Source organism: Acidimicrobiales bacterium (genome assembly GCA_041394265.1).
GTDB lineage: Bacteria > Actinomycetota > Acidimicrobiia > Acidimicrobiales > SZUA-35 > JBBQUN01.
In genome coordinates this window covers 3,091,897-3,112,522 of the sequence record JAWKIO010000005.1, presented here as the reverse complement: position 1 = coordinate 3,112,522, position 20,626 = coordinate 3,091,897, and the positions used below count along the sequence as shown (strand labels likewise).

The 20,626-nt window shown below is 68.1% G+C and carries 20 protein-coding genes and 1 riboswitch; of the genes, 4 read left to right on the top strand and 16 right to left on the bottom strand.

Features of this window, described 5'->3' with window-relative positions; all coding sequences use genetic code 11:
* Positions 1 to 14: 14 nt before the first annotated feature.
* The gene (locus R2733_15285) at positions 15 to 938 is read left to right on the top strand and encodes an NAD-dependent epimerase/dehydratase family protein (protein ID MEZ5377869.1); all 924 of its coding nucleotides are present in this window, start codon (positions 15 to 17) and stop codon (positions 936 to 938) included.
* Between the two features lie 27 nt (positions 939 to 965).
* Here the strand turns inward: R2733_15285 and R2733_15280 are convergent, their stop codons facing one another.
* The 6 genes from R2733_15280 to R2733_15255 all read right to left on the bottom strand — a co-directional run bounded on the left by R2733_15280 (position 966) and on the right by R2733_15255 (position 6,730).
* Positions 966 to 1,829, bottom strand: a complete 864-nt coding sequence (locus R2733_15280; GenBank protein ID MEZ5377868.1) for a sugar nucleotide-binding protein — start codon at positions 1,827 to 1,829, stop codon at positions 966 to 968.
* Positions 1,826 to 3,571 (bottom strand): ribonuclease J, encoded by a 1,746-nt coding sequence (locus tag R2733_15275; GenBank protein MEZ5377867.1) that lies wholly within the window; start codon positions 3,569 to 3,571, stop codon positions 1,826 to 1,828. Before R2733_15275 ends, R2733_15280 begins: the two co-directional genes overlap by 4 nt.
* Entirely contained in the window at positions 3,571 to 4,458 is an 888-nt protein-coding gene (dapA, locus tag R2733_15270; GenBank protein ID MEZ5377866.1) for a 4-hydroxy-tetrahydrodipicolinate synthase, read from the bottom strand. Before dapA ends, R2733_15275 begins: the two co-directional genes overlap by 1 nt.
* The gene (locus tag R2733_15265; protein ID MEZ5377865.1) at positions 4,458 to 5,090 is read right to left on the bottom strand and encodes a hypothetical protein; all 633 of its coding nucleotides are present in this window, start codon (positions 5,088 to 5,090) and stop codon (positions 4,458 to 4,460) included. Before R2733_15265 ends, dapA begins: the two co-directional genes overlap by 1 nt.
* A 158-nt stretch (positions 5,091 to 5,248) precedes the next feature.
* Positions 5,249 to 6,112, bottom strand: a complete 864-nt coding sequence (locus tag R2733_15260; protein MEZ5377864.1) for an SURF1 family protein — start codon at positions 6,110 to 6,112, stop codon at positions 5,249 to 5,251.
* 9 nt (positions 6,113 to 6,121) lie between these two features.
* Positions 6,122 to 6,730, bottom strand: coding sequence for a TetR/AcrR family transcriptional regulator (locus R2733_15255; GenBank protein MEZ5377863.1), 609 nt, complete (start codon positions 6,728 to 6,730; stop codon positions 6,122 to 6,124).
* Between the two features lie 114 nt (positions 6,731 to 6,844).
* On the opposite strand from R2733_15255, the gene R2733_15250 reads away from it, so the two are divergent.
* The 3 genes from R2733_15250 (at position 6,845) to R2733_15240 (ending at position 9,694) form a co-directional block, all read left to right on the top strand.
* Positions 6,845 to 8,293, top strand: a complete 1,449-nt coding sequence (locus R2733_15250) for a carotenoid oxygenase family protein (GenBank protein ID MEZ5377862.1) — start codon at positions 6,845 to 6,847, stop codon at positions 8,291 to 8,293.
* Positions 8,294 to 8,474: 181 nt separating this feature from the next.
* Positions 8,475 to 9,206: a hypothetical protein gene (locus R2733_15245; protein ID MEZ5377861.1), complete on the top strand. Its 732-nt coding sequence runs from the start codon at positions 8,475 to 8,477 to the stop codon at positions 9,204 to 9,206.
* Entirely contained in the window at positions 9,203 to 9,694 is a 492-nt protein-coding gene (locus R2733_15240) for an NUDIX domain-containing protein (GenBank protein MEZ5377860.1), read from the top strand. Before R2733_15245 ends, R2733_15240 begins: the two co-directional genes overlap by 4 nt.
* A 28-nt stretch (positions 9,695 to 9,722) precedes the next feature.
* Here R2733_15240 and R2733_15235 read toward each other — a convergent pair whose 3' ends face one another.
* The 10 genes from R2733_15235 to R2733_15190 form a co-directional block, all read right to left on the bottom strand.
* Positions 9,723 to 10,928, bottom strand: a complete 1,206-nt coding sequence (locus R2733_15235; GenBank protein ID MEZ5377859.1) for a PLP-dependent aspartate aminotransferase family protein — start codon at positions 10,926 to 10,928, stop codon at positions 9,723 to 9,725.
* A gap of 62 nt (positions 10,929 to 10,990) precedes the next feature.
* Positions 10,991 to 11,137, bottom strand: a riboswitch (SAM-I-IV-variant riboswitch).
* A 43-nt stretch (positions 11,138 to 11,180) separates the two neighbouring features.
* Positions 11,181 to 12,482 carry an APC family permease gene (locus tag R2733_15230; GenBank protein ID MEZ5377858.1) on the bottom strand — a complete coding sequence of 434 codons (1,302 nt, stop codon included), beginning with the start codon at positions 12,480 to 12,482 and terminating at the stop codon, positions 11,181 to 11,183.
* Between the two features lie 130 nt (positions 12,483 to 12,612).
* Positions 12,613 to 13,749, bottom strand: a complete 1,137-nt coding sequence (locus tag R2733_15225) for a hypothetical protein (protein MEZ5377857.1) — start codon at positions 13,747 to 13,749, stop codon at positions 12,613 to 12,615.
* Positions 13,746 to 14,537 (bottom strand): 4-hydroxy-tetrahydrodipicolinate reductase, encoded by a 792-nt coding sequence (dapB, locus tag R2733_15220; GenBank protein MEZ5377856.1) that lies wholly within the window; start codon positions 14,535 to 14,537, stop codon positions 13,746 to 13,748. Before dapB ends, R2733_15225 begins: the two co-directional genes overlap by 4 nt.
* Positions 14,538 to 14,636: 99 nt before the next feature.
* A complete protein-coding gene (locus tag R2733_15215; protein MEZ5377855.1) occupies positions 14,637 to 17,003 on the bottom strand; it encodes a polyribonucleotide nucleotidyltransferase in 2,367 nt (788 codons plus the stop codon).
* Between the two features lie 441 nt (positions 17,004 to 17,444).
* Entirely contained in the window at positions 17,445 to 17,723 is a 279-nt protein-coding gene (rpsO, locus tag R2733_15210; GenBank protein ID MEZ5377854.1) for a 30S ribosomal protein S15, read from the bottom strand.
* Between the two features lie 163 nt (positions 17,724 to 17,886).
* Positions 17,887 to 18,843: a bifunctional riboflavin kinase/FAD synthetase gene (locus R2733_15205; protein ID MEZ5377853.1), complete on the bottom strand. Its 957-nt coding sequence runs from the start codon at positions 18,841 to 18,843 to the stop codon at positions 17,887 to 17,889.
* 44 nt (positions 18,844 to 18,887) lie between these two features.
* Positions 18,888 to 19,760: a tRNA pseudouridine(55) synthase TruB gene (truB, locus tag R2733_15200; GenBank protein ID MEZ5377852.1), complete on the bottom strand. Its 873-nt coding sequence runs from the start codon at positions 19,758 to 19,760 to the stop codon at positions 18,888 to 18,890.
* Positions 19,760 to 20,221: a 30S ribosome-binding factor RbfA gene (rbfA, locus tag R2733_15195; GenBank protein MEZ5377851.1), complete on the bottom strand. Its 462-nt coding sequence runs from the start codon at positions 20,219 to 20,221 to the stop codon at positions 19,760 to 19,762. Before rbfA ends, truB begins: the two co-directional genes overlap by 1 nt.
* An 85-nt stretch (positions 20,222 to 20,306) precedes the next feature.
* Complete coding sequence (locus R2733_15190; GenBank protein MEZ5377850.1) at positions 20,307 to 20,597, bottom strand: DUF503 domain-containing protein; 291 nt, start codon at positions 20,595 to 20,597, stop codon at positions 20,307 to 20,309.
* Between the last annotated feature and the right edge of the window lie 29 nt (positions 20,598 to 20,626).

Sequence of the window (20,626 nt, the reverse complement as noted above, 5' to 3'; positions counted from 1 at the left end):
TTGCGAGGAACATCATGGGAACCCACGTCATCGTCGGAGCCGGGCCCGTCGGCTCGGGCACCGCCCAGCGGCTGGCCGACACCGGCCATCACGTCAAGGTCGTCACCCGCTCGGGGTCAGGACCGCAAGATCACCGCATCGAGTGCGTCGCCGCCGACGCCGGCGATGCCGACGCGCTGGCCAAGCTCTGCGCCGGTGCCGACGCGGTCTACAACTGTGCCAATCCGCCCTACCACCAGTGGGCTACTGCCTGGCCGCCACTGGCCAACAGCTTCCTCGGGGCCGCCGAGGACAGCGGGGCCAAGCTCGTGACGATGAGCAACCTCTACGTCTACCCCGCCGGCTCGAGCCCGATGCGGCCCGACACACCGCTCGACCCGCCGAGCAAGAAGGGGGCCATCCGCGCCGCAATGTGGAACGACGCGCTGGCCGCGCACGAGGCGGGCCGCCTGCGAGCAACCGAGGCCCGGGCCTCGGACTTCTTCGGTCCCGGCGTGGGACCGAACGGTCACTTCGGCGACCGTGTCGTGCCCAAGGCGTTGACGGGCAAGAACGTGTCGTACATTGGCGACCCGAACGTGCCGCACAGCTGGAGCTACCTGGACGACGTCACCGCCACCCTGGCGGCGCTCGGCACCGACGATCGAGCCGACGGGAGCGCCTGGCACGTCCCAACCCTGGCGCCGATGACGGCAAGCGAGATGGTCGCCGCGATCACCGCAGCGGCCGGTGTCGATCCAGTGAAGGTGCGACAGATACCCCCGATGGTGCTGCATCTCATGGGGATCGTCGTTCCCGTCATGCGAGAGCTGCGGGAGATGCGATACCAGTTCGAGGCGCCGTTCGTCATCGACGCCTGCGAGACCGAGGCGACCTTCGGCCTTCGCCCGACGCCACTCACCGACCAGCTCGCGGCCACGATCGCGTCGTATCGATGATGGCCCACCCGACCACCTTCTGAGCGCTCAGGTGTCGGCGAGGACCTCACCGACACCGGGCACCGGCAGGCCGAGCGTTCGGGCCAGGCGGAGATCGAGTCGCAGGTCGAGCGGCTGTCCCTCGAGGTCGGCCGCCCGAGTGATGTCGATCCGCCCCGATGCGTCGACACCCCAGTGCGCGAGGAGTCGACGAGCGAAGTCGGCTCGACTCATGGCCTCGTCGCCGGCGACGTTGAGCGTCCCCGTCACGTTGGTGTGCACCAGCGCGAGATCGAGGAGCGCACTCGACAGCGCGTCGATCCACACCGGCTGCCGGATGGCGTCACCCCACAACGACAGCCGCTCCCCGCGTTCGAGCCGCTCGATGAAACCGGCCGTCCCTCGGTCGACTCGCTCGATGCCGTAGATCAGCGAGGTACGAACGACGGCGGCCGCCGGGAGGGCGTCCAGCACCAACCGCTCCCCCACCGCCTTGGACCGGCCGTACGGGTTGATGGGCGAAGGTTCGGCGTCGTCGGCGTAGCCCGTGGCGTCGGCTGCGAGGTCGCCGCCGTGGACGATGTCGCTCGAAACGTGAACGAGCCGGGCGCCATGGCGAGCGCACACGCCGGCGACCGCCGAGGCGCCGATCTCGTTGACGGCGTAGTCGGTGCCCTGACCTGGGTTCGTTGCTGCGGTCGAGATCACCGCCGCCGGTGCGACGTCGGCGAACAGCGCCGACACCGCCGGCCCGTCGAGAAGATCGAGTGACCGCCAGTCGACGTCATCTCGCCACCAAGCATCGGGCTCGGACCGGGACACGACGACGACTCGGTCGTGCTGTCGATCGAGCGCCAGCGAGACCAGGCGACTGGCCAGATAGCCGGACCCGCCGGTGACGAGGAGGCTCAGCGTTTGCCCTTCGCGGCGTTGTCGTCTTCGAGGCCCTCGTGGGCGCCGAGCACGACCGGCACGATCATCGGGCGGAGGCGGGTGCGATTCGAGACGAATCGACCGAGCGCGCGCCGAGAGACTCGCTCCAGGTGCTGGCGGGAGAACTGGCCGTCGTTCAGCGCCGACTCGACGGTCTGACGCACGGCGTCGGCGGCGTCCTTGCGGAGTTGGTCGCCCTCGGGCCCGTGCACCCAGCCGCGGGAGATGATCTCTGGCAACCCGACGAGCTCGCCGTGTGGCCCCTCGATCGACACGGTCACGACCGCCGAGACGAAGCCGTCGGTACCGAGCGTTCGCCGCTCGACGATCACGCTCTCGTCGAGATCGCCGACCTTGCCGTCGACGTAGATGTACTCGGCGGGTACGGGCTCACCACGCGAAATACCCGCATCGGTGAGGACCACCGAATCGCCGTCTTGGCAGACGATGACGCGGTCGGGCCGCGTGCCCATTCGAGTGGCCAGGCGAGCATGCTCGGAGAGGTGGCGATACTCGCCATGGACCGGGATGAACCACTCCGGCTGCACGATCGAGTGCAGCACCTTCAGCTCCTCGGCCTTGGCGTGACCGGTGGCGTGCACCCGCGCCGTGCCCGAGTGGATGACGGTGGCACCCTTGCGGATCAGCCCGTCGATCGTGCGAGACACCGACGACTCGTTGCCCGGGATCGGGTGCGACGACAAGATGATGACGTCGCCCTCGGTGATCGTGAGCCACTTGTTGTCGCCGGTGGCCATGCGGGACAGCGCCGACATCGGCTCACCCTGCGAACCGGTCGAGATCACACACAGATCCTCGGGAGCGATGTCGCCGACCGAGTCGATGTCTCGCAGCTTCGAATCGGGGATGTTCAGCAGGCCCATGCGACGGGCCAGCGCCACGTTGTTGTTCATCGACCGGCCGAGCGTGGCAACGGTACGACCGTTCGCGATCGCAGCATCGGCAATCTGCTGCACACGGTGAATGTGGGAGGCGAAGCAGGCGACGACGATGCGGTGACCCTTGTTGGCCTGGAACAGATCGTGGATCGACTGGCCGATCGAGGTCTCGGAGTCGGAGAACCCGGTCTCCTCCACGTTGGTGGAGTCGCAGAGGAAGAGACGCACGCCGTCGTCTTTGGCCATGTGTCCGATGCCGGCGAGGTCGGTGAGGCGACCGTCGACCGGGGTCATGTCGAGCTTGAAGTCGCCGGAGTGCAGGATCACGCCCTGCGGGGTGTGGAAGGCCGTGGCGAACCCGTGAGGAACCGAGTGCGTGACGGGGAAGAACTCCATGTCGAACGGTCCGACCTGGATCCGATCGTTGTCCGAGACCTCGATGAAGTGGGCCCGCTTGGACATGCCCGCTTCCTCGATGCGGTTCCTGGCCAGTCCGATCGTGAGCGGCGACCCGATGATCTGCAGGTCCATGTCGGCGAGCAGGTGCCCGAGCGCTCCGATGTGGTCTTCGTGGCCATGGGTTGCCACTACACCGACCACACGGCTCGCGTTCTCGCGCAGCCAGGTGAAGTCGGGCAGCACGAGGTCGACGCCCGCCATGTCGATCTCGGGGAACATGAGCCCGCAGTCGATGAGCATGATCTGCCCCTCGACCTCGATACCGGCACAGTTACGGCCGATCTCGCCGAGACCGCCGAAGAAGATGACGCGGACGTCGCCCGACGGCGTGGGGGTGTTGGTGGACGAGGTGGTGTCTGTCATCAGATCGACCGGCCGAGACCGGCGAGGACGGACCGCGCTCGATCGTCGAGGTCGTCGGGGGCATATCCCATGGGCGGCCGGCAACTACCGACCTTCACACCGAGGAGGTTCATCATCGCCTTGCTCGGCACGGGGTTGGGTGCGTCGTCGGATCCCTCGAAGTCGAACGACGGGATCATCAACGCGTTGAGGCGGATGGCTTCGGCGACATCGCCCGCCAGATAGGCGGCGATCATGTCGGCCATCTCCTGCCCCGCCCAGTGGGTGGCGACGCCGATCACGCCGACGGCGCCGACCGACAGGAATGGCAAAGTCAAGCTGTCGTCGCCGGAATAGACCTCGGTCCCGGGGGGCGCCTTCGAGATGAGGGACGCAGTGCCTGCCGGGTCCTTCGCTGCGTCCTTGACGCCGAGGATGTTGTCGACCTCGAGCAGCCCGAGCAGAGTGGCCTCGGCGATCTTGCGACCGGTGCGAACCGGGATGTCGTAGAGCACGACCGGCTTGTCGGTGGCACTGGCCACCGCCCGGAAGTGGGCGTCGATTCCGGCCTGCGACGGACGGTTGTAGTAAGGCGTGACGCTGAGGATGCCATCGGCACCGGCATCGGTGGCCCGCTCGGTCAGCTCGACTGCAGCCTGGGTGTCGTTGCTTCCGGCACCGGCCACCAAACTGGCGTTGGGGATGGCCTCGCGTACGGCCTCGATGAGTGCAATCTGCTCATCGTGCGTGAGGGTGGCCGACTCGCCGGTGGTGCCGGCGACCACGACGCCGTCGTTGCCATGTTGGACGAGGTGTCGAGCGAGCGCCTGCGCACCATCGAGATCGAGCGTGCCGTCGGACGCGAAGGGCGTGACCATCGCCGTCAGGACGGTTCCAAAGGTGGGCATCAGTGACTCTCCGAAGCTCGGTCGATCCCGAGCGTGCCGAAGAAGTCCTCGTGCAGCTCGAACCAAACGGTGTGGTAGGACTCCATGATCGGGCGAGTGAACCACTCCTGCTGACCCGCTCGTACGTTCGCCAGCGCCGTGTCGAACCGACCGGCATAGATGCCGTAGCGGTCGAGCACCTCGGCGATCTTCGCCACGATGGGCTGGACGCCGGCATCGAGGCGACCGAGTTCGTCGATCACCGCTGCGTCGTAGGCCTCGTCGGTGTGGTCGTTGATGACCTGCTCGCCGTCGACATCTTTCACCTGCCAGCGGGTGCAGAGCGCCAGCATCTCGGTGTTCAGCACCTTGAATTCGTCGTAACACCCGGCGACCAGGTCACGAGCACCAACCGCATCGAGCTCGGCCGCCATCAGCCGCTCGCCCTCGGCCTTGCCGTCGGAGGTCTGCATCCAGAAGGCGGTGCGCCCCTCACGGAACTGGGCGAACCCGGCGTCGGCCAGGCCGGCCAACGCCGCTTCGACCGTGGCCTGATCGATCCCGTACAAGGTTGCGATCGCATCCGGCTGCGTGCGCCCCTTCAGGCGGAGACCTTGCAGGGCGAGGAGCGCAGTGTCAGAAGCGTGGGCCATGGCTGACCAGGCTAGCGCAGCAGCAATGTCGCCGAACGCGGGGAGATGTTGGCAGCGCGTCGGGACGTTGGGAGCGCAACGAGCAACTCCGGAAGCGGCGGGACGTTGTGAGCGAAGCGAGCAACTCCGGAAGCGACGAGCGCAGCGAGGAGCGGCGATCACTCGCTGCGCTCGCCTGCCTTGCGCAGGAGGATGAGGCCGTACACGAACGCCCCCATCATCGAGAACGTGAACCACTGCATCGCGTACGACAGATGCGATCCCTCGTCGAGCGGGGGGAGCGGGACGGGATCGGGCACGAGCGGCGTACCGACCTGCTGTGCATCTGGCGCATACGCACGCTCGGGCGCCGCCATCTGCACCCACATCGGTGCCACCGGGCCGTCGATTTCGCCGGCATCGACCCCTCGTTTCGCGATCGCCGCAACGTCGAGCCGTGGCACTCGGAACGTGTCACCCGGATCGACGGCGCCGAGGCTCGAGGTCCGAGTCTGGGACTCCCGCAGCCACCCGACGAGCGGCCCGTCGGCAGGCACCGCGGCTTCCTCGTCGCGGGTCAGGAACCCGCGATTCACCAGCACGTTCAGTCCGTCGTCGGTTCGGAACAACCCGATCACCCAGTCGCCGGCGGCGCCGTCCTGGCTGCGGTTGGCCACCCTCACCAGCTCGGGATCGACGAAGGCCCCGGTGTCCGTGATCGCCGTGAACTCTCGCTCGGCCTCGGGCCGGGCGAGCGCCTCGGCGATCGACATCGGATTGGCCTCGGCGTGGGCGGCAACCTGGGCATTCGTGGCTCGGCGCTGGTCGAGCCGATCGAGCTGCCAGAACCCGAGCGCGATCATCGCCACGATCACCGTGGCCGCGAAGACGTGCGATGCGATCCACCCTGGGCGACGGAGGAATCCCCACTGCCGCTCACCCGAGACCCTTGGCTGCGGAGGAAGTTCCTCGTCGGCGAACCGGTCCTCGCCTCCGACCATCGGGGTGTCGCTTGGCGCGTTGGTGGTCGGCGGAAGGGACACGGTGGGACTCTACTGGCGACCGCCGATGCCCGAGCCGTCGCCCACCACCGCCGCCGGCCGGCAGACCAGGCCGAGCGCGCATCCCAGTTCCGACAGCAGGTCGTCGGCGCTGGGCTCACCCGCGACCGGCGGGAGGTGCAGGGTGGCGATGCCGTGGATCCAGGTGTGCACCAGCAGCGCGACGAGTTCGGGGTCTCGGTGGTCGCCATTGACAGCGAGGATCCGCGCCACGGCGTCGACCAGCTTGGCGAACACCACCCGCCCGTCGTCGACTCGGTTCACATCATCGAAACGCTGGTCCATCAGCACTCGATAGATCCCGGGGTACTCACGGGCAAAGGCGATGAAACCCTGTCCGCACCGGAGGAAGTAGTCGGCCGGGTCGGCGCCGACAGGGTCGAGCTCGTGGCCGAAGACGGCGGCGTCGAACTGTTCCCAGCACCAGGCAGCCACAGCGTCGAGGAGGGCCGCATGATCGGCGAAGTGCCGATACACCGCCGTGGGGCTGACACCGGCACCGGAGGCAATGGCCCGCAGGCTGACCTGATCGAACGATCCCTTCTCGATGAGGAGGTCGACGGCGGCCGTGAGCAGGCGATCGCGCGTGGAGGGTGGCATGCGCTTCACCCTACCCGGCGACGAGGTTTTGGTTGACAAGTGTGCACCGAAGGACTTGGCTGGGTTGACACCTGTTCACGTGCCCGTCACCACCTCGCCGAAAATGGATCGACCATGACCACTCTCGACTCGAACACCCACGCATCGGCGTACGCCGCCAATCCCTACCTCTCCGACGCCACCCGCCCGGTGACCGAGGAGGTCACTGCCTTCGACCTGCCCGTGCTGGGTACGATCCCCGCCGACCTCGAGGGTCGCTGGCTACGCAATGGTCCGAATCCGATCGAGGCAGTTGACCCCACTCGCCACCACTGGTTCCTGGGTGACGGCATGGTCCACGGTCTGCGTCTGCGGGGCGGCAAGGCGGAGTGGTACCGCAATCGCTACGTCCGGGCCGACCACGTGGCCGGTGTCCTCGGCGAAGAGCCGCCGGGAGGACCGGCCTTCGGTGGCCGTACGGCCCACGGCCCGAACACCAACGTCGGCACGTTCGCCGGCAAGACCTGGGCCATGGTCGAGGCCGGCGGCACCCCGACCGAACTCAGCTACGAGCTCGACACCATCGCCCGCAACGATTTCGAGGGCACGCTCCAAGGGCCGTTCTCCGCCCACCCGAAGTTCGACCCGGCCACCGGTGAGATGCACGCCATGTGCTACGCCTGGCCCGATCTCTTCACCGACCGCGGCCTGCTCCTCCACTATGTCGTCGTCGGTTCCGACGGTCGCGTGTCGCGCACCGTCGAGGTGCCCGTCGACGGGATGCCGATGGTGCATGACATGTCGCTCACCCCGAACTGGGCGCTGGTCTACGACCTCCCGGTTGGCGTCGATCTCGATGTCGCTGCCAAGGGCTACCCCTTCCCCTTTGCGTGGAACAACGACTACCCGGCACGCGTCGGGCTGCTCCCGCGCACCGGGGCGAACGCTTATGACCCCAGCGCCATCGTGTGGTGCGACGTCGAGCCGTGCTACGTCTTCCACCCGCTCAATGCCTACGAAGACCACGCGGGACGGATCGTGGTCGACCTCTGCCGCTATAAGCGGATGATGGCGACCGACCGGCTGGGCCCGTTCGGCGACGCCATGCCCACACTCGACCGGTGGACGATCGACCCCGCTCGGCGCACCGTCGCCGAGGAACGCATCGACGATCGCGCCCACGAGTTCCCCCGCCACGATCCCCGGGTCGGCACCCGCGAACACCGCTTCGGCTACACCGCCGGGGTGGTCTCGCTCGGCACCGAAGCTGCGCCGAGGTTCGACCACACCGGCCTCTACAAGACCGACTACACCACGGGGACCGTGTCGATCCACGACGTGGGTGGCGACAAGGGGGGCGCCGAGCCCGTGTTCGTCCCGAAGGCGGATTCGACCGCCGAAGACGACGGCTGGATCCTGTCGATGGTGCACGACCGCGCCACCGACACCTCCGAACTCCACATCATCGACGCCGCCAACTTCGACGAGCCGGCCGTCGCCGTCATCACTATGCCCCAGCGAGTCCCGCTCGGCTTCCACGGCAACTGGTGCCCCGACTCGTCGTCGCCCCCACCCGCCGGCTGACGCTTGCGCTCCAACACAAGCGGCCGCCGCCCGCTCCAACACAGGCGGCTGACGCTCGCTCCAACATGTGCGGCCGCCGCCCGCCTCGCATCGACGGTGCCGGCCTACCGGACGCGGTAGCTCGGCACCGTCGATCGCCCCGTGCGAGGCGATCCGGTCCGGTCGTGCGACACTGGCCCCGGTGAGCGAGTCTCGATTCTTCCGACCAGGGCATCCACCGGCCAAGTCCATCGTCACCGTGGCGATCGCCATCTCGATCGCCTCATTGGTGGCTGGTTGGGTCGGCGACGCCATCTGGGTCGAGCTGGTCGAGCCTCACCCCCTGCTCCTGATGGCGCTCACGCCTCGCAATCGCTACCTCGCGCTCGTCAGCAACGAGGTCTCGACGCTCAGCTACTACCTCGTGGGTTTCCTGCGACTCGTGGCGTCGGACCCGGTCAACTACCTGCTCGGGTTGTGGTTCGGTGACAAGGCGATCGCGTGGGTCGGCCGCAAGTCCAAGACCTACGGACCGCTCATCGACGACGGCGCCGCCTTCTTCCGTCGCTACTCGGCGCCCCTGATCTTCCTCATGCCGAACAACATCATCTGCGCCCTCGCCGGTGCGAGCGGCGTGAAGGTCCGTACCTTCATGGTCGCGAACATCACCGGCACCGTCGCCCGCCTGGTGTTGGTGCGACAGTTCAGCTCGTACTTCGAGTCCGAGATCGGCGGAATCACGGAGTGGATCGGCAGGTACCGCACCCCGCTCCTGATCGTCTCGGTACTCGCCGTGGCGTGGACCGTGTTCGGCGAGTTCCGTGGTGACAACTCCGAGCTCAAGAACCTCGTCCACCTCGAGGACGAGCTCGATGGCGACGAAACCGGCGCGACCGACGGACCCAGCACCGACGGACCCAGCGCCGACCAATGAGCATCACCGGACCCCGGGGCCTTCCACTACGTCGGGCGGCGCGAGTCATCTTGTTCGACCCCGACGACCGGGTGCTGCTCGTCCAGTTCGCCTGGCCCGGCGGCTCGATCTGGGCCATGCCCGGCGGCGGCATCGAACCCGGCGAGACACCCGAGCAGGCGGCGCGCCGCGAGATCGATGAGGAGACCGGCCTGGCGCACGGACCGCTGGTCGGCCCGGTGTGGCTGCGCACCGCCATCTTCGATCGCATGGCCGGTTTCGACGGCCAGCACGAGCACTACTTCACGGCGCGGGCACAGTCGACCGAACTCGCTCCGTCGATGACCGCCGAGGAGCTGCGCGCCGAGTTCCTGGCCGGCGCTCGCTGGTGGTCGATCGACCAGGTGGAGCGAGGCGTTGACCGCTTCGCTCCCCACGACATGGGGTCGCTCCTGCGTCGGCTTCTCACCGATGGGCCGCCATCGGTGCCGCTCGAGATCGGCAACTGACCGAGCGACCAGGCGCCAGGCCGGGCAGTCAGCCGATCCGGTCGATGGCCCCGATGATGTCGGCGATCACGTCGTCGGTCGACTCGAGCCCGCAGCTCAGCCGGATCGTGCCCATGCCGATCTGGGCATCGGCCAGCTGGTCCTCGTCGAGGATGGCGTGGGTGGTCGACGCCGGGTGGCACGCCAGGGTTTCAGGGCCGCCGAACGACACGGCGTGCACGGCGAGCTGGAGTCCCTCGATGAACGACGTGCCGGCGGCGAACCCGTCGGCGAGATCGAAGGTGACGAGGCCCCCGAAGCTCTGCAGCTGCCGCTTGGCCAGATCGAACTGCCGGTGCGAGGCGAGGCCGGGGTAACACACCGCCGACACCGCATCGTGGGCCTCGAGCGCCTCGGCGAGTGCCTGTGCCGTTTCGGCCTGCTGACGAAGGCGAACCGACAGAGTGCGCAGGCCGCGCAATCCGTTGACGGCCTCGGCGGGCGAGGCACAGGCGCCGTGAAGGTTGCCGAAACCCGAGATCCAGTCGATCAGGTCGTGCTCACCGGCGACCACACCGAGGAGCGCATCATTGTGGCCGCCGATGCCCTTGGTGGCGGAATGCAGGACGAGGTCGACCCCGTGGGCGAGGGGTTGTTGTCCGAGTGGGGTGGCGACCGTGGAGTCCACGAGGGTGAACGGACCGGCGATGGCACCGAGCTCATCGAGGTCAACGAGATCGAGCCGTGGGTTGGCCGGCGTCTCGGCGACGACCAGCGTGGTCTTGCCCGGGATGACGGCGCGAGTGAGGGCGCCGGGCTCGGTCCCGTCGACGAACGTGACCTCGATCCCGAAGCGGGGGCAGGCGTTCTCGAGGAACGCCCGGGTGCCGCCATAGAGCTGACGAGAGGCAACGATGTGGCTGCCTGCCGAGCACAGCGCCAGGATCACACCGGTGACCGCTCCCATTCCCGACGAGAAGGCTCGGGCGGCGTCGGCACCTTCGAGTTCAGCCACGGCGCTCTCGAACGCGGCGACCGACGGATTGCCGTGGCGGCCGTAGAACTCGGGCGGCTTCGGCTGTTGCGCCAGTTTGCGGGCTTCCTTGACCGACTCGGGGCGGTAGATCGTGCTCGAGTACAGCGGCGTCGACAGCGCTGCACCGTTGTGCTGGCGCCCGGCGGTGATCGCCGTCGTGGCCTGCCCGGTGGTGGCCGGTGCACTCGTGGCCGGATCGTCGGTCGGTTGATTGGTCATGTCACGAACTCCTTGCCGTTGGAGTGGACACCCGTGTGGTCTCGCCACGCCTTGTGAGGTTGCTACCGACACTTTGTTGCTTCGGCTCGAAGCGAGCCTTGGCCACATCGCTCCCCGCCGGAGTGTTGCCACGCCGGTGAGTGAGCAGGCACCTTGGGTGTCCATCCCAGGTTGCCGGACCCCTACTGGGGCCACTCGAAATGCTGTTCGGCAGTGTATTCGTGGCGAAGCCGATGTCAACCAGATTGATCGCTACCGCTGGTCCGAGGGTCGCGCTCCGAACCGCTGCGTGGCGATCCGTCCGAGCACAGTCACCGTCACGAGGGCAGCACCCATCGCCAGCGCACGCCCGTCGACCCAGAAGGCGAGGAACGCGCAGCTCGCCAGGCCGAACCACGACAGCAAGCGCGGCGCCCATCGGTCCGCCGCCGGTAGCCGCAGGGCGGCCGCGTTGGTGACGGCGTAGTAGAGCAAGACCGTGAACGCCGAGAAGCTCCAGGCCAATCGAAGGTCGCCGAGCAGCGCGATGGCGCCGACCACCACGCCGGTGACCACGACCGCCAGCGTCGGATTTTGTTGGTCGTCGAGCGTGGCCAGCGCGTGCGGAAGATCTCGGCGGCGGCCCATCGCGAGCCAGACCCGGGAGAGGCCGAGCACCAGGTTGAGCAGTACGCCGACCATGGCTGCAAGAGCACCGAGCTCGATGACTCGCGCCACTGGGCCGTCGAGCAGGGCAGCGAGCGGCGCGTTGATCCGCTCACCGTCGGCACCGTCGACCCGCCACTCGATGCCACCGAGCCGCCACCCGACGACCGCGACGCTCGTGTACAGCAGGGCCGATACCGCAAGGGTCGCGATCACGGCCCTTGGAATCGTCTGTCGAGGATCCCGCACCTCCTCACCCAGGGTCGCGATCCGCCCGTAGCCGGTGTAGGCGACGAACATCAGGGCGGTCGCCTCGGGCAGGACTCGCCACCACGCAGCGAAGCCCGACATGTCGAGACGAGCCGGGTCGAGGTCGTCGGTCGCGAGGCTGACCGTCCCACCGACGACGAACACCAGCAGGGCACCGATGGTGAGCGCCACCAGCACCAGGTTGACCGTGGTGGTCCGACGAACACCGGCAATGACCAGGGCGGTCACCGCCACGACCGTGGCAACGGCAATGGGAACTCGCCAGCCGTCGTCGACACCGATCAGGGCGAGGAGATAGGTGGCGAAGCCGAGCGCCGCGGTGGCAGCCGACGCCGACTTGGCGGTGAGGAACAGTACGCCTGCCACGTGGCCCGCCCACGGGTGCAGGTAGCGATAGCCGTACTCGTAGGTCCCGCCGGCCACCGGATGAGCGGCGGCGAGCTGAGCCGACGACATCCCGTTCCCGATCGCCACCAGCGCCGCGAGCGGCGCTGCCAACATCACCCAGGCGCCGGCCTCGCCGGCAGCGATGGCGATGGAGACGAAGACGCCCGTCCCGAGGATCGACCCCAGCCCGGTGACGACGGCACCACCGAGGCCGAGCTGTCGGACGAGGGTGCCACTCGACGTCGAGGTCATCGCCGCACCGTAGGCCACCTTCTGTGGGTCATTCTCACCGCCCCCACCCGTTCTGTGCGCCAGAGTTCCCGCAGCCGGGAAGTTTGGCGCACAGAACGGGGATCGCGAGGTGTTTGACGCACAGAACGGGTCAGCGGCGGCGGAGGCGGTCGGTGATCGGAGTGGCGAGGTCGCCGAGCAGCGACGGCGCTTCCTTGCCTCGGGCGATCTGGTCGGCGGTGTAGTCGAGCTCGTTGCGGACCCGCCGGACCGTCGGGCGGAACACGAGCCGCGAGGTGAGCACACCGGCGCCGGCAACGACCGGGAGCGCCGCCAACACGACCGGCGTGGTGACGAGCGCCAACGTGCCGACGGTGAGGGTGCCGACCGCCGTGACCGCACCCCCGCCAGCCATGGCCGAGACCCGCCGGTCCGAGATGTCGGCTACCAGCGCCACCGCTCCCCCGTGACCGACGTTCGACCCGACGGCGTAGTCGCTGTCGGAAGCGTCACGCATGCCATCGCCTCGGGCATCGCCGCTGATCGAGACCGAGGTGGCCCGCACTTCGCGGACCTTTCCGAGGCCACCCTTGCCCTGGGCCGAACGGACCGTTCGTACCACCGAGCCTGCGAGTCCGGATCGACGAGTGGCGATCACGACGCCGTCATCGGTCATCCGTGGCCGCAATCCGTGGCCCCGCTCGAGCCACTCGGCGACTCGTTCGGTCGACTGCTCGCTGGACTCGGCCGATTGGCGGCCCGCCCAGATCTGGTCGGGCCCGATCAGGCGATCGAGCCACGAGGCGTCGGTGTCGATGCCGACCCTGCGCTCAGCCACCGCTGCTGCCACCGCCGAGGCCGGGATACCAACCTGGGCGGCGATCTCGGCGAGAGTGGCCGAGTCGAGCTCGGCCGGGTTCGCGTGCGTGTGCGCCCCGAGCTGACTGGCTCGGCGCAACACCGCCTCGATCTCGTCTTGGTCGAAGTCGACGATGGGCGGCAGGTCGTGGCGCTGCGCCTCGGCCTGGCGCAACAGTTCGTCGCCCAGTTCACGGACCGCCGGCTGATCAGTCGAGGGCCTGCCGTGCTGCGCATGCGACGTTGACGACACACCCGAGGGCCGGGCCGGCACCGCAGGCGGGGCCCACGTGGCGTCGGCCTCGCGCTCGGGCGCGGAGGAGCGGTCTGATGGCCGGGCGGGCGGAGCGGGGGTCGGCGGTGGCGCCGGCGCGACCTGTTCGGCCGCTCCGTCGGCATCACGCCGGCCGGGCGACCGCCAGCGACTCACAGGCCGAGCACCCCGTCGAGTCCGATGGTCAACCCGGGCGTGTCGCCCACACGTTTGGTGGCGAGCACAACGCCGGGCATGAACGACGAGCGGTCGTAGGAATCGTGGCGCAGGGTGAGCGTCTGGCCCGCGGCGCCGAGCAGGATTTCCTGGTGGGCCACCATGCCTCGCATCCGGACCGAGTGGATGGGGATCCCGGCCGGACCCTTCGCGCCACGAGCGCCGGCGATGGTCTCGTGCTTGGTGGGATCGACAGCCCACTGTGGCGAGGCCTTCGCCATTCGTTCGGCCGTGCCGACGGCGGTGCCGCTCGGCGCATCGATCTTGTTGTCGTGGTGGAGTTCGATGATCTCGGCGGTGTCGAAGAACGGTGCCGCCAGTTCGGCGAAGCGGATCATCAGCACGGCGCCAATCGCGAAGTTCGGTGCGATCAGACAGTTCGACGAGGTGAACCACGAGGCGATCTCGACATGGTCGTCTTCGGTGAACCCGGAGGTGCCGACGACGGCATGAATGCCGTTTGCGCCCAGGTACTCGAGGTTGGCCCGGGTGGCGTCGAGATGGGTGAAGTCGATGGCGACGTCGGCGCCGGCCTCGCTCAGCGCCTCGACGGACCCGGCCACCTCGAACCCACAGCCGAGAACACCGGTGACCTCGCCGACGTCGATGCCGGCGAAGCTCGGATCGACCGCAGCCACGAGTTCGAGGTCGGGATCGGCACACACGGCCTGGCACACCGCCTGGCCCATTCTGCCCCCGGCTCCCAACACGCCAACGCGAATCGTCATGGGCTCGAGTCTAGATGCCGAAAACGGGCTCGGCCCCCGCCCACCCGGAGGTGGACGAGGGCCGAGGGGCCGAGTTCGTTGGCGTGCCGAGCGATGGGCTCAGTTGCGACCGCGGCCACGGCCGCGACCACCGCCACCACCACGGCGACGACGGGGACGATCCTCCTCGGCGGGCACCGGCGCACCTTCGGGACCGAGATCACCGAAGTCGGCGGCAAAGTCCTCGTCGAAGCTCATCGACACCGACTCGGCGCTGCCGGCGTCGGCGTCGTCGTCGGACGAGCGGGACGACGAGCGGCCGCTCGGAGCATCGTCAGACGATGCCTCACGCGGGGCCCGCGCTTCGCCGGCCATGGCCAGCGACACCTTGCCGTTGGGGTCGATGTCTTCGACCACGACCTCGACCGGTTGGCCGAGTTCGAGGACGTCTTCGACCTTGTCGATCCGCTTGCCGCCACCGATCTTGGAGATGTGCAGCAGGCCGTCACGGCCGGGAAGGATGTTCACGAACGCACCGAACTTGGTGATGTTCACGACACGACCCTGATAGGTGGCCCCCACCTCGGCGGTGGGCGGGTCGAGGATCAGACGGATCTGACGCTCGGCCTCGGCCACCACGCCCGAATCGGACGACGAGATCGACACCGTGCCGACCATGCCGTCGTCGTCGACGCTGATATCGGCGCCGGTTTCGGCCTGGATGGCGTTGATGACCTTGCCCTTCGGGCCGATGACCTCGCCGATCTTGTCGATCGGGATCTCGAAGCTGACGATCTTCGGTGCACCTTCACGCACGTCGTCACGGGGCGCAGCGATGGCACCCTGCATGACCTCGAGGATCTGGAGACGGGCGTCCTTGGCCTGGTTGAGGGCCGCAGCGAGCACGTCGGAGGGGATGCCGTCGATCTTGGTGTCGAGCTGGAGGGCCGTGACGAAGTCGGCGGTGCCGGCGACCTTGAAGTCCATGTCGCCGAAGGCATCCTCGGCGCCGAGGATGTCGGTGAGGGTGGTGTACTTGCCCTCGGCGTAGACCAGACCCATGGCGATACCGGCGACGGGCGCCTTGATCGGCACACCGGCGTCCATCAGCGACAGGGTCGAACCACAGACCGACGCCATCGAGGTGGAGCCGTTGGACGACAGCACCTCGGACACGAGGCGCAGGGTGTAGGGCCATTCCTCGAGCGAGGGGATGACCGGGACAAGAGCCCGCTCGGCGAGCAGGCCGTGGCCGATCTCACGCCGCTTCGGTCCCCGCATGAAGCCGGTCTCGCCGGTGGAGAACGGCGGGAAGTTGTAGTGGTGCATGTAGCGCTTGCGCTCGACCGGATCGATGCCGTCGATCATCTGGTCCATGCGCTTCATGCCCAGGGTGGTGACGTTGAGGACCTGGGTCTCTCCCCGCTGGAACAGGCCCGAGCCGTGCACCTTGGGAAGGATGCCGACCTCGGCCGACAGGGGCCGCAGATCGGTCGGGCCACGACCGTCGATACGGGCGCCTTCCTCGACGATGCGGCGACGAACGATGGTCTTCGACAGGCTGCGGAAGGCTGCCTTGAGCTGCTTTTCGGTGTCGCGGCCGGCGTCGTCACCCAGATCGGCGAGGACCGAGGCGACGGCCTCGTCGCGCAGGGCGGACTCGGCATCGGCCCGCTCGGTCTTGTCGGCGATCGACATGACCTCGGTGAGCTTGGCCTCGGCGGCGGCCTTGATGGCGTCCATCTGGGCGTCGGTGTAGTCGGCCTGCTGCGGGTAGGACATCGGGGCTCGGCGGCCGCCGATGGCCTCGACCAGCTGGTTCTGAACCGCGATGGATTCCTTGATGTACTGCTCGGCCTCGAGCAGACCCTGCGCCAGCGCCGCCTCGTCGACCTTGGGGGCACCGTTCTCGTACTTGGTCCACGAGCCCTCGGTGCCGCCGGCCTCGACCATCATGACGGCGACCTTGCCGTCTTCGAGCTCACGCCCGGCGACGACGACCTCGAAGACCGACTCGTCGCCCTCTTGGTAGGTGGGATGCGGGAGCCATTCACCATCGGTGGTGTAGGCGAGACGCACGGCGCCGATCGGACCGTTGAACGGCACGTCGGACACCATCAGGGCAGCCGAGGCCGCATTGATGGCGAGGACGTCGTGCGGGTTCTTCTGATCGGCCGACAGCACGGTGACCACGATGTGGGTCTCGTTGCGGAAGTCGTCGGGGAACGACGGACGGAGCGGACGGTCGATCAGGCGGCAGGTGAGGGTGGCGGCATCAGATGCCCGGCCCTCACGCCGGAAGAACGAGCCGGGGATCTTGCCGGCTGCATAGGAACGCTCCTCGACGTCGACCGTGAGCGGGAAGAAGTCGATCCCGTCGCGGACGTTCTTGGCCCCGGTGGCGGCCACCAACACGGTGGTGTCGCCCATTTGAGCGGTGACCGCACCGCTGGCGAGTCCTGCCAGCTTGCCGGTCTCCAGGATCATGTCTGGACCGTCACCACCGGTGACGGTTCCAGCTACGGATTTCGCTTCCATCAAGGAAGCCTCCTTGGGTTTCTCGTCTGCCGCAGCGACCCTCGCTGCGGCTGGCAGACCAGAGCCCAGATTTCGGCCACTGCACCGTGCACGACCATCCGTGACGCCGCTACGACCTGGTCGAACGGGGCGCGCTCATCGCTGACCTGGGTCAACGACCGGCACCGACGCGGGAAACAGTCAGGCCGGGCGGGAGGAGGTGGGCGGGCTCAGGGGCCGGAAACTGGTCGCTGATCTACCGTCAAACGTCGCCGACACGATGCCGACGACCCTCCAGAGGCTAGCGGGTGCGCGTCGAAACCACGCGGATCGGCCGCGCAAGGGCCACCCGGCCCAGCGACACAGCGTGTCGCCCGACCCAGGAACCTCGTTGTGAGGAGCGAGCGAGGATCAGCGGCGCAGGCCGAGTTCGGCGATCAGCGCCCGGTAGCGCTCGACGTCGATGCCGGCGAGGTAGTCGAGCATGCGACGGCGCTGACCGACGAGCATCAGAAGGCCACGACGGCTGTGGTGGTCCTTCTTGTGCTCCTTCAAGTGAGCGGTCAGGTGGTTGATCCGATCCGTCATGAGCGCGATCTGCACCTCGGGCGACCCGGTGTCGTTCTCGCCGCGCGCGTGCTTGGCGATGGTCTCGGCCTTGTTGGGCAGGTTGGCGGCAGGCTTGCTCATGATGGAATGCTCCTCGAAGCGTGTGGGATCGTTGGCCCGGCCGTGTCACGCGTCGGACGGGGTGTCCGGTCGTCGCGCACAGCGGCGGACAACGCTAGCGGGGTGATCCCCGACCTCCACTCGTGACGAGGGCGCGTCAGCATCGCTCGCTGACGCCGGCGCGTCAGGACTGCTCGTCGCGGGCCAGGATGTCGATCGCTTTGGCGATGTCGAGATCGAGCTGCGCCTTCAGCGCCTCGATGCCGTCGAAGCGCTGCTCGGACCGGATCAGCTCGACGAACTGCACCCGGGCGAGCTCGCCGTAGAGGTCACCGCCGAACCCGATCAGGTGTGCCTCGACCAAGGAATGCTCGGCCTCTTGGTAGAACGTGGGCCGCTTGCCGATGTTGATGGCCGCCGGGTGTCGGGTGCCGTCGGGGCGCACGTACCAGCCCGCATACACGGCGTCGGCCGGCTTGGCTCGCTCGAGCGGGACCGCCACGTTCGCTGTCGGGAACCCGATGGTGCGACCTCGTTGATCGCCGCCGACGACCACACCTCGGATCTCATGGTTGCGCCCGAGCAGTGCGGCGGCGGTGCGCACCTCACCACCGGCCAGTGCTCGCCGGATGGCGGTCGACGACACGGATTCGACCTTGCCGTCGGGACGAGGCAGCAGCTGGATGCCCTCGACCACGAAGTCATGCTCGATGCCCAATTTCGTGAGCACGTCGACGTTGCCGGCGCGGTTCTTGCCGAAGTGGAAATCATGACCGACGACCACGGCCTTCGCACGCAAGCAGTCGACGAGGACGTTGACGACGAACTCCTCGGCGGTCTCCTCGGCTCGTTCGGCGTCGAAGGGCACGACCACGACGGTGTCGACGCCACTCGCTTCGAGCAGTTCGAGCTTCTGGTCGAGATCGGTCAGCAGCTTGGGCGCCGAGTCGGGCCGCAGCACCTGGGCCGGATGGGGGTCGAAGGTGACGACGGCGCTCTGGAGGCCACGCTCGGCCGCCATGGCCCGGGTCGCAGCGATGACCGCCCTGTGCCCCTGGTGTACGCCGTCGTAGGCGCCGATGGTCAACGCATGACCAGGGCCATTCGATGGGCACGACTTCGGATCTCGGATCACCTGCACAGGACGGAAACGGTACCGGCAGTGGGGTCCGGCGGCACAATTGGTCAGTGCGCCAGCACCTTCAGGGGTTTGAGCAGACCATCGACCGCCTCGTAGATGGCGACGACGTCGCCGGCATGGTTGCAAATGGCGAAGCGTCCGGAACCGGCGCTCTCCCCCAGCGGTCGACCATTGCGCACCAACGCGAGCACGTCGTCGTCGACCTCGAGCCGAGGCATGCCTCGCAGCATCTCGCCCACCGGCAGGAGCACCGGCTCGTCGAGCGTCGAGGCGTCGGCCAGCGTGAACGGACCCACCGACGGGCGGCGCAAGGCGCGAATGTGGGCACCGCCGCCGAGTGCAGTGCCCAGGTCGGCCCCGAGCGTGCGCACGTACGTGCCGGAGCTGCAGTGGACTGCCATGGTGTAGACCAGCGGATCGTCGGTTGCTGCCGTGGCCAGTGAGAAGACGGTGACGGGTCGGGCCTCGCGTTCGACCTCGATGCCCTCACGGGCCAGCTCGTGGAGACGCTTCCCGTCGATCTTGATCGCCGACACCATGGGTGGCACCTGCAGGATGTCGCCGACGAACTGCTCGGCGGCCTCGGCCACCTGCTCGGGCCGGAGGTCGGCCATGTCGTGGCGGCTCGTCACCTCGCCCGCAGCGTCGAGCGTGTTGGTCTCGGTACCGAAAACGACCTCGCACTCGTAGGTCTTGTCGGCGCCGCTGACGAACTGGAGCAGCTTGGTGGCCTTGCCGACCCCGAGCACGAGCACACCGGTGGCGTCGGGATCGAGGGTGCCGGCGTGCCCGACCTTGCGGGTGCCGAGCGAACGACGCAGCCGGTCGACGACATCGTGGCTGGTCATGCCGGCAGGCTTGTCGATGATGCAGCAGCCCGACACCCCGGAGTCCGGGCGCTTGGATCGGCGGGCCATCAGTCGGTGCCACCGTCGAGATCGTCGGTGCCAGTGCCGTCGACCTCGGTGTCATCGACCTCAGTGTCGGGGTGGAGGTCGAGCGTGGCGAGGATCTCCTCGACCCGGGCGCCGTGGCGAACGCCCTGATCGAACTCGAACACGACCATCGGCGTCTTGCGCAGCTTCGCCTCGGTGGCGATCGCCCGCTGGACCGGCTTGCGGTGGCTGTCGAGCGCCTCGAGCAGCTCGTCGTCATCGTCGCTCGCGCCTCCCAGTGTGGACACGAAGACCTGGGCGACGTTGAGGTCGGCGTCGACCTCGACCCCGGTGATGGTGAGGAATCCGAACCGATCATCGTCGGCTCGCTCGAAGTAGTCGGCGACGATCTCGACCAGCAGCGAGTTCAGACGCGCCGTGCGAGGGAAATGCCGCTTCGTTGCCGGTCGGGACTTGCGTCCTCCGCTCGATCGCTTCGCCATGGTGGTTCCTCGCTCCTCGGGGAGCTGACGATCCTACCTGGGCCCAACCGAGCGAGGCGCCGGGAGGCCAACCGGCGACGGGCCGTCAGCCCAACCACGACCAGGTGATCTCGAGGACCTCGATGTCAGGTCGCGACCAGACGTAGCGCTCGACGGCATCGGCCCGTTCCTCCACCGACGCGGCGCTGCTGCCCACCACCGCAATGCCGATGGCCGTCCGTTGCCACAAGTCTTGATGTCCGACTTCGGACGCGCCGACGCCGGTCCATCCGTCGAGTGTGCGAACGATCGACTGCACGATCGAACGCTTCGCCTTCAACGATTGGGCGACCGGCAGATGGAGCTCGGCGCAGAGGGTGACGGAATGCAGCGACACCGCAGAACGAGGCACAGCCGTCCGTCGAC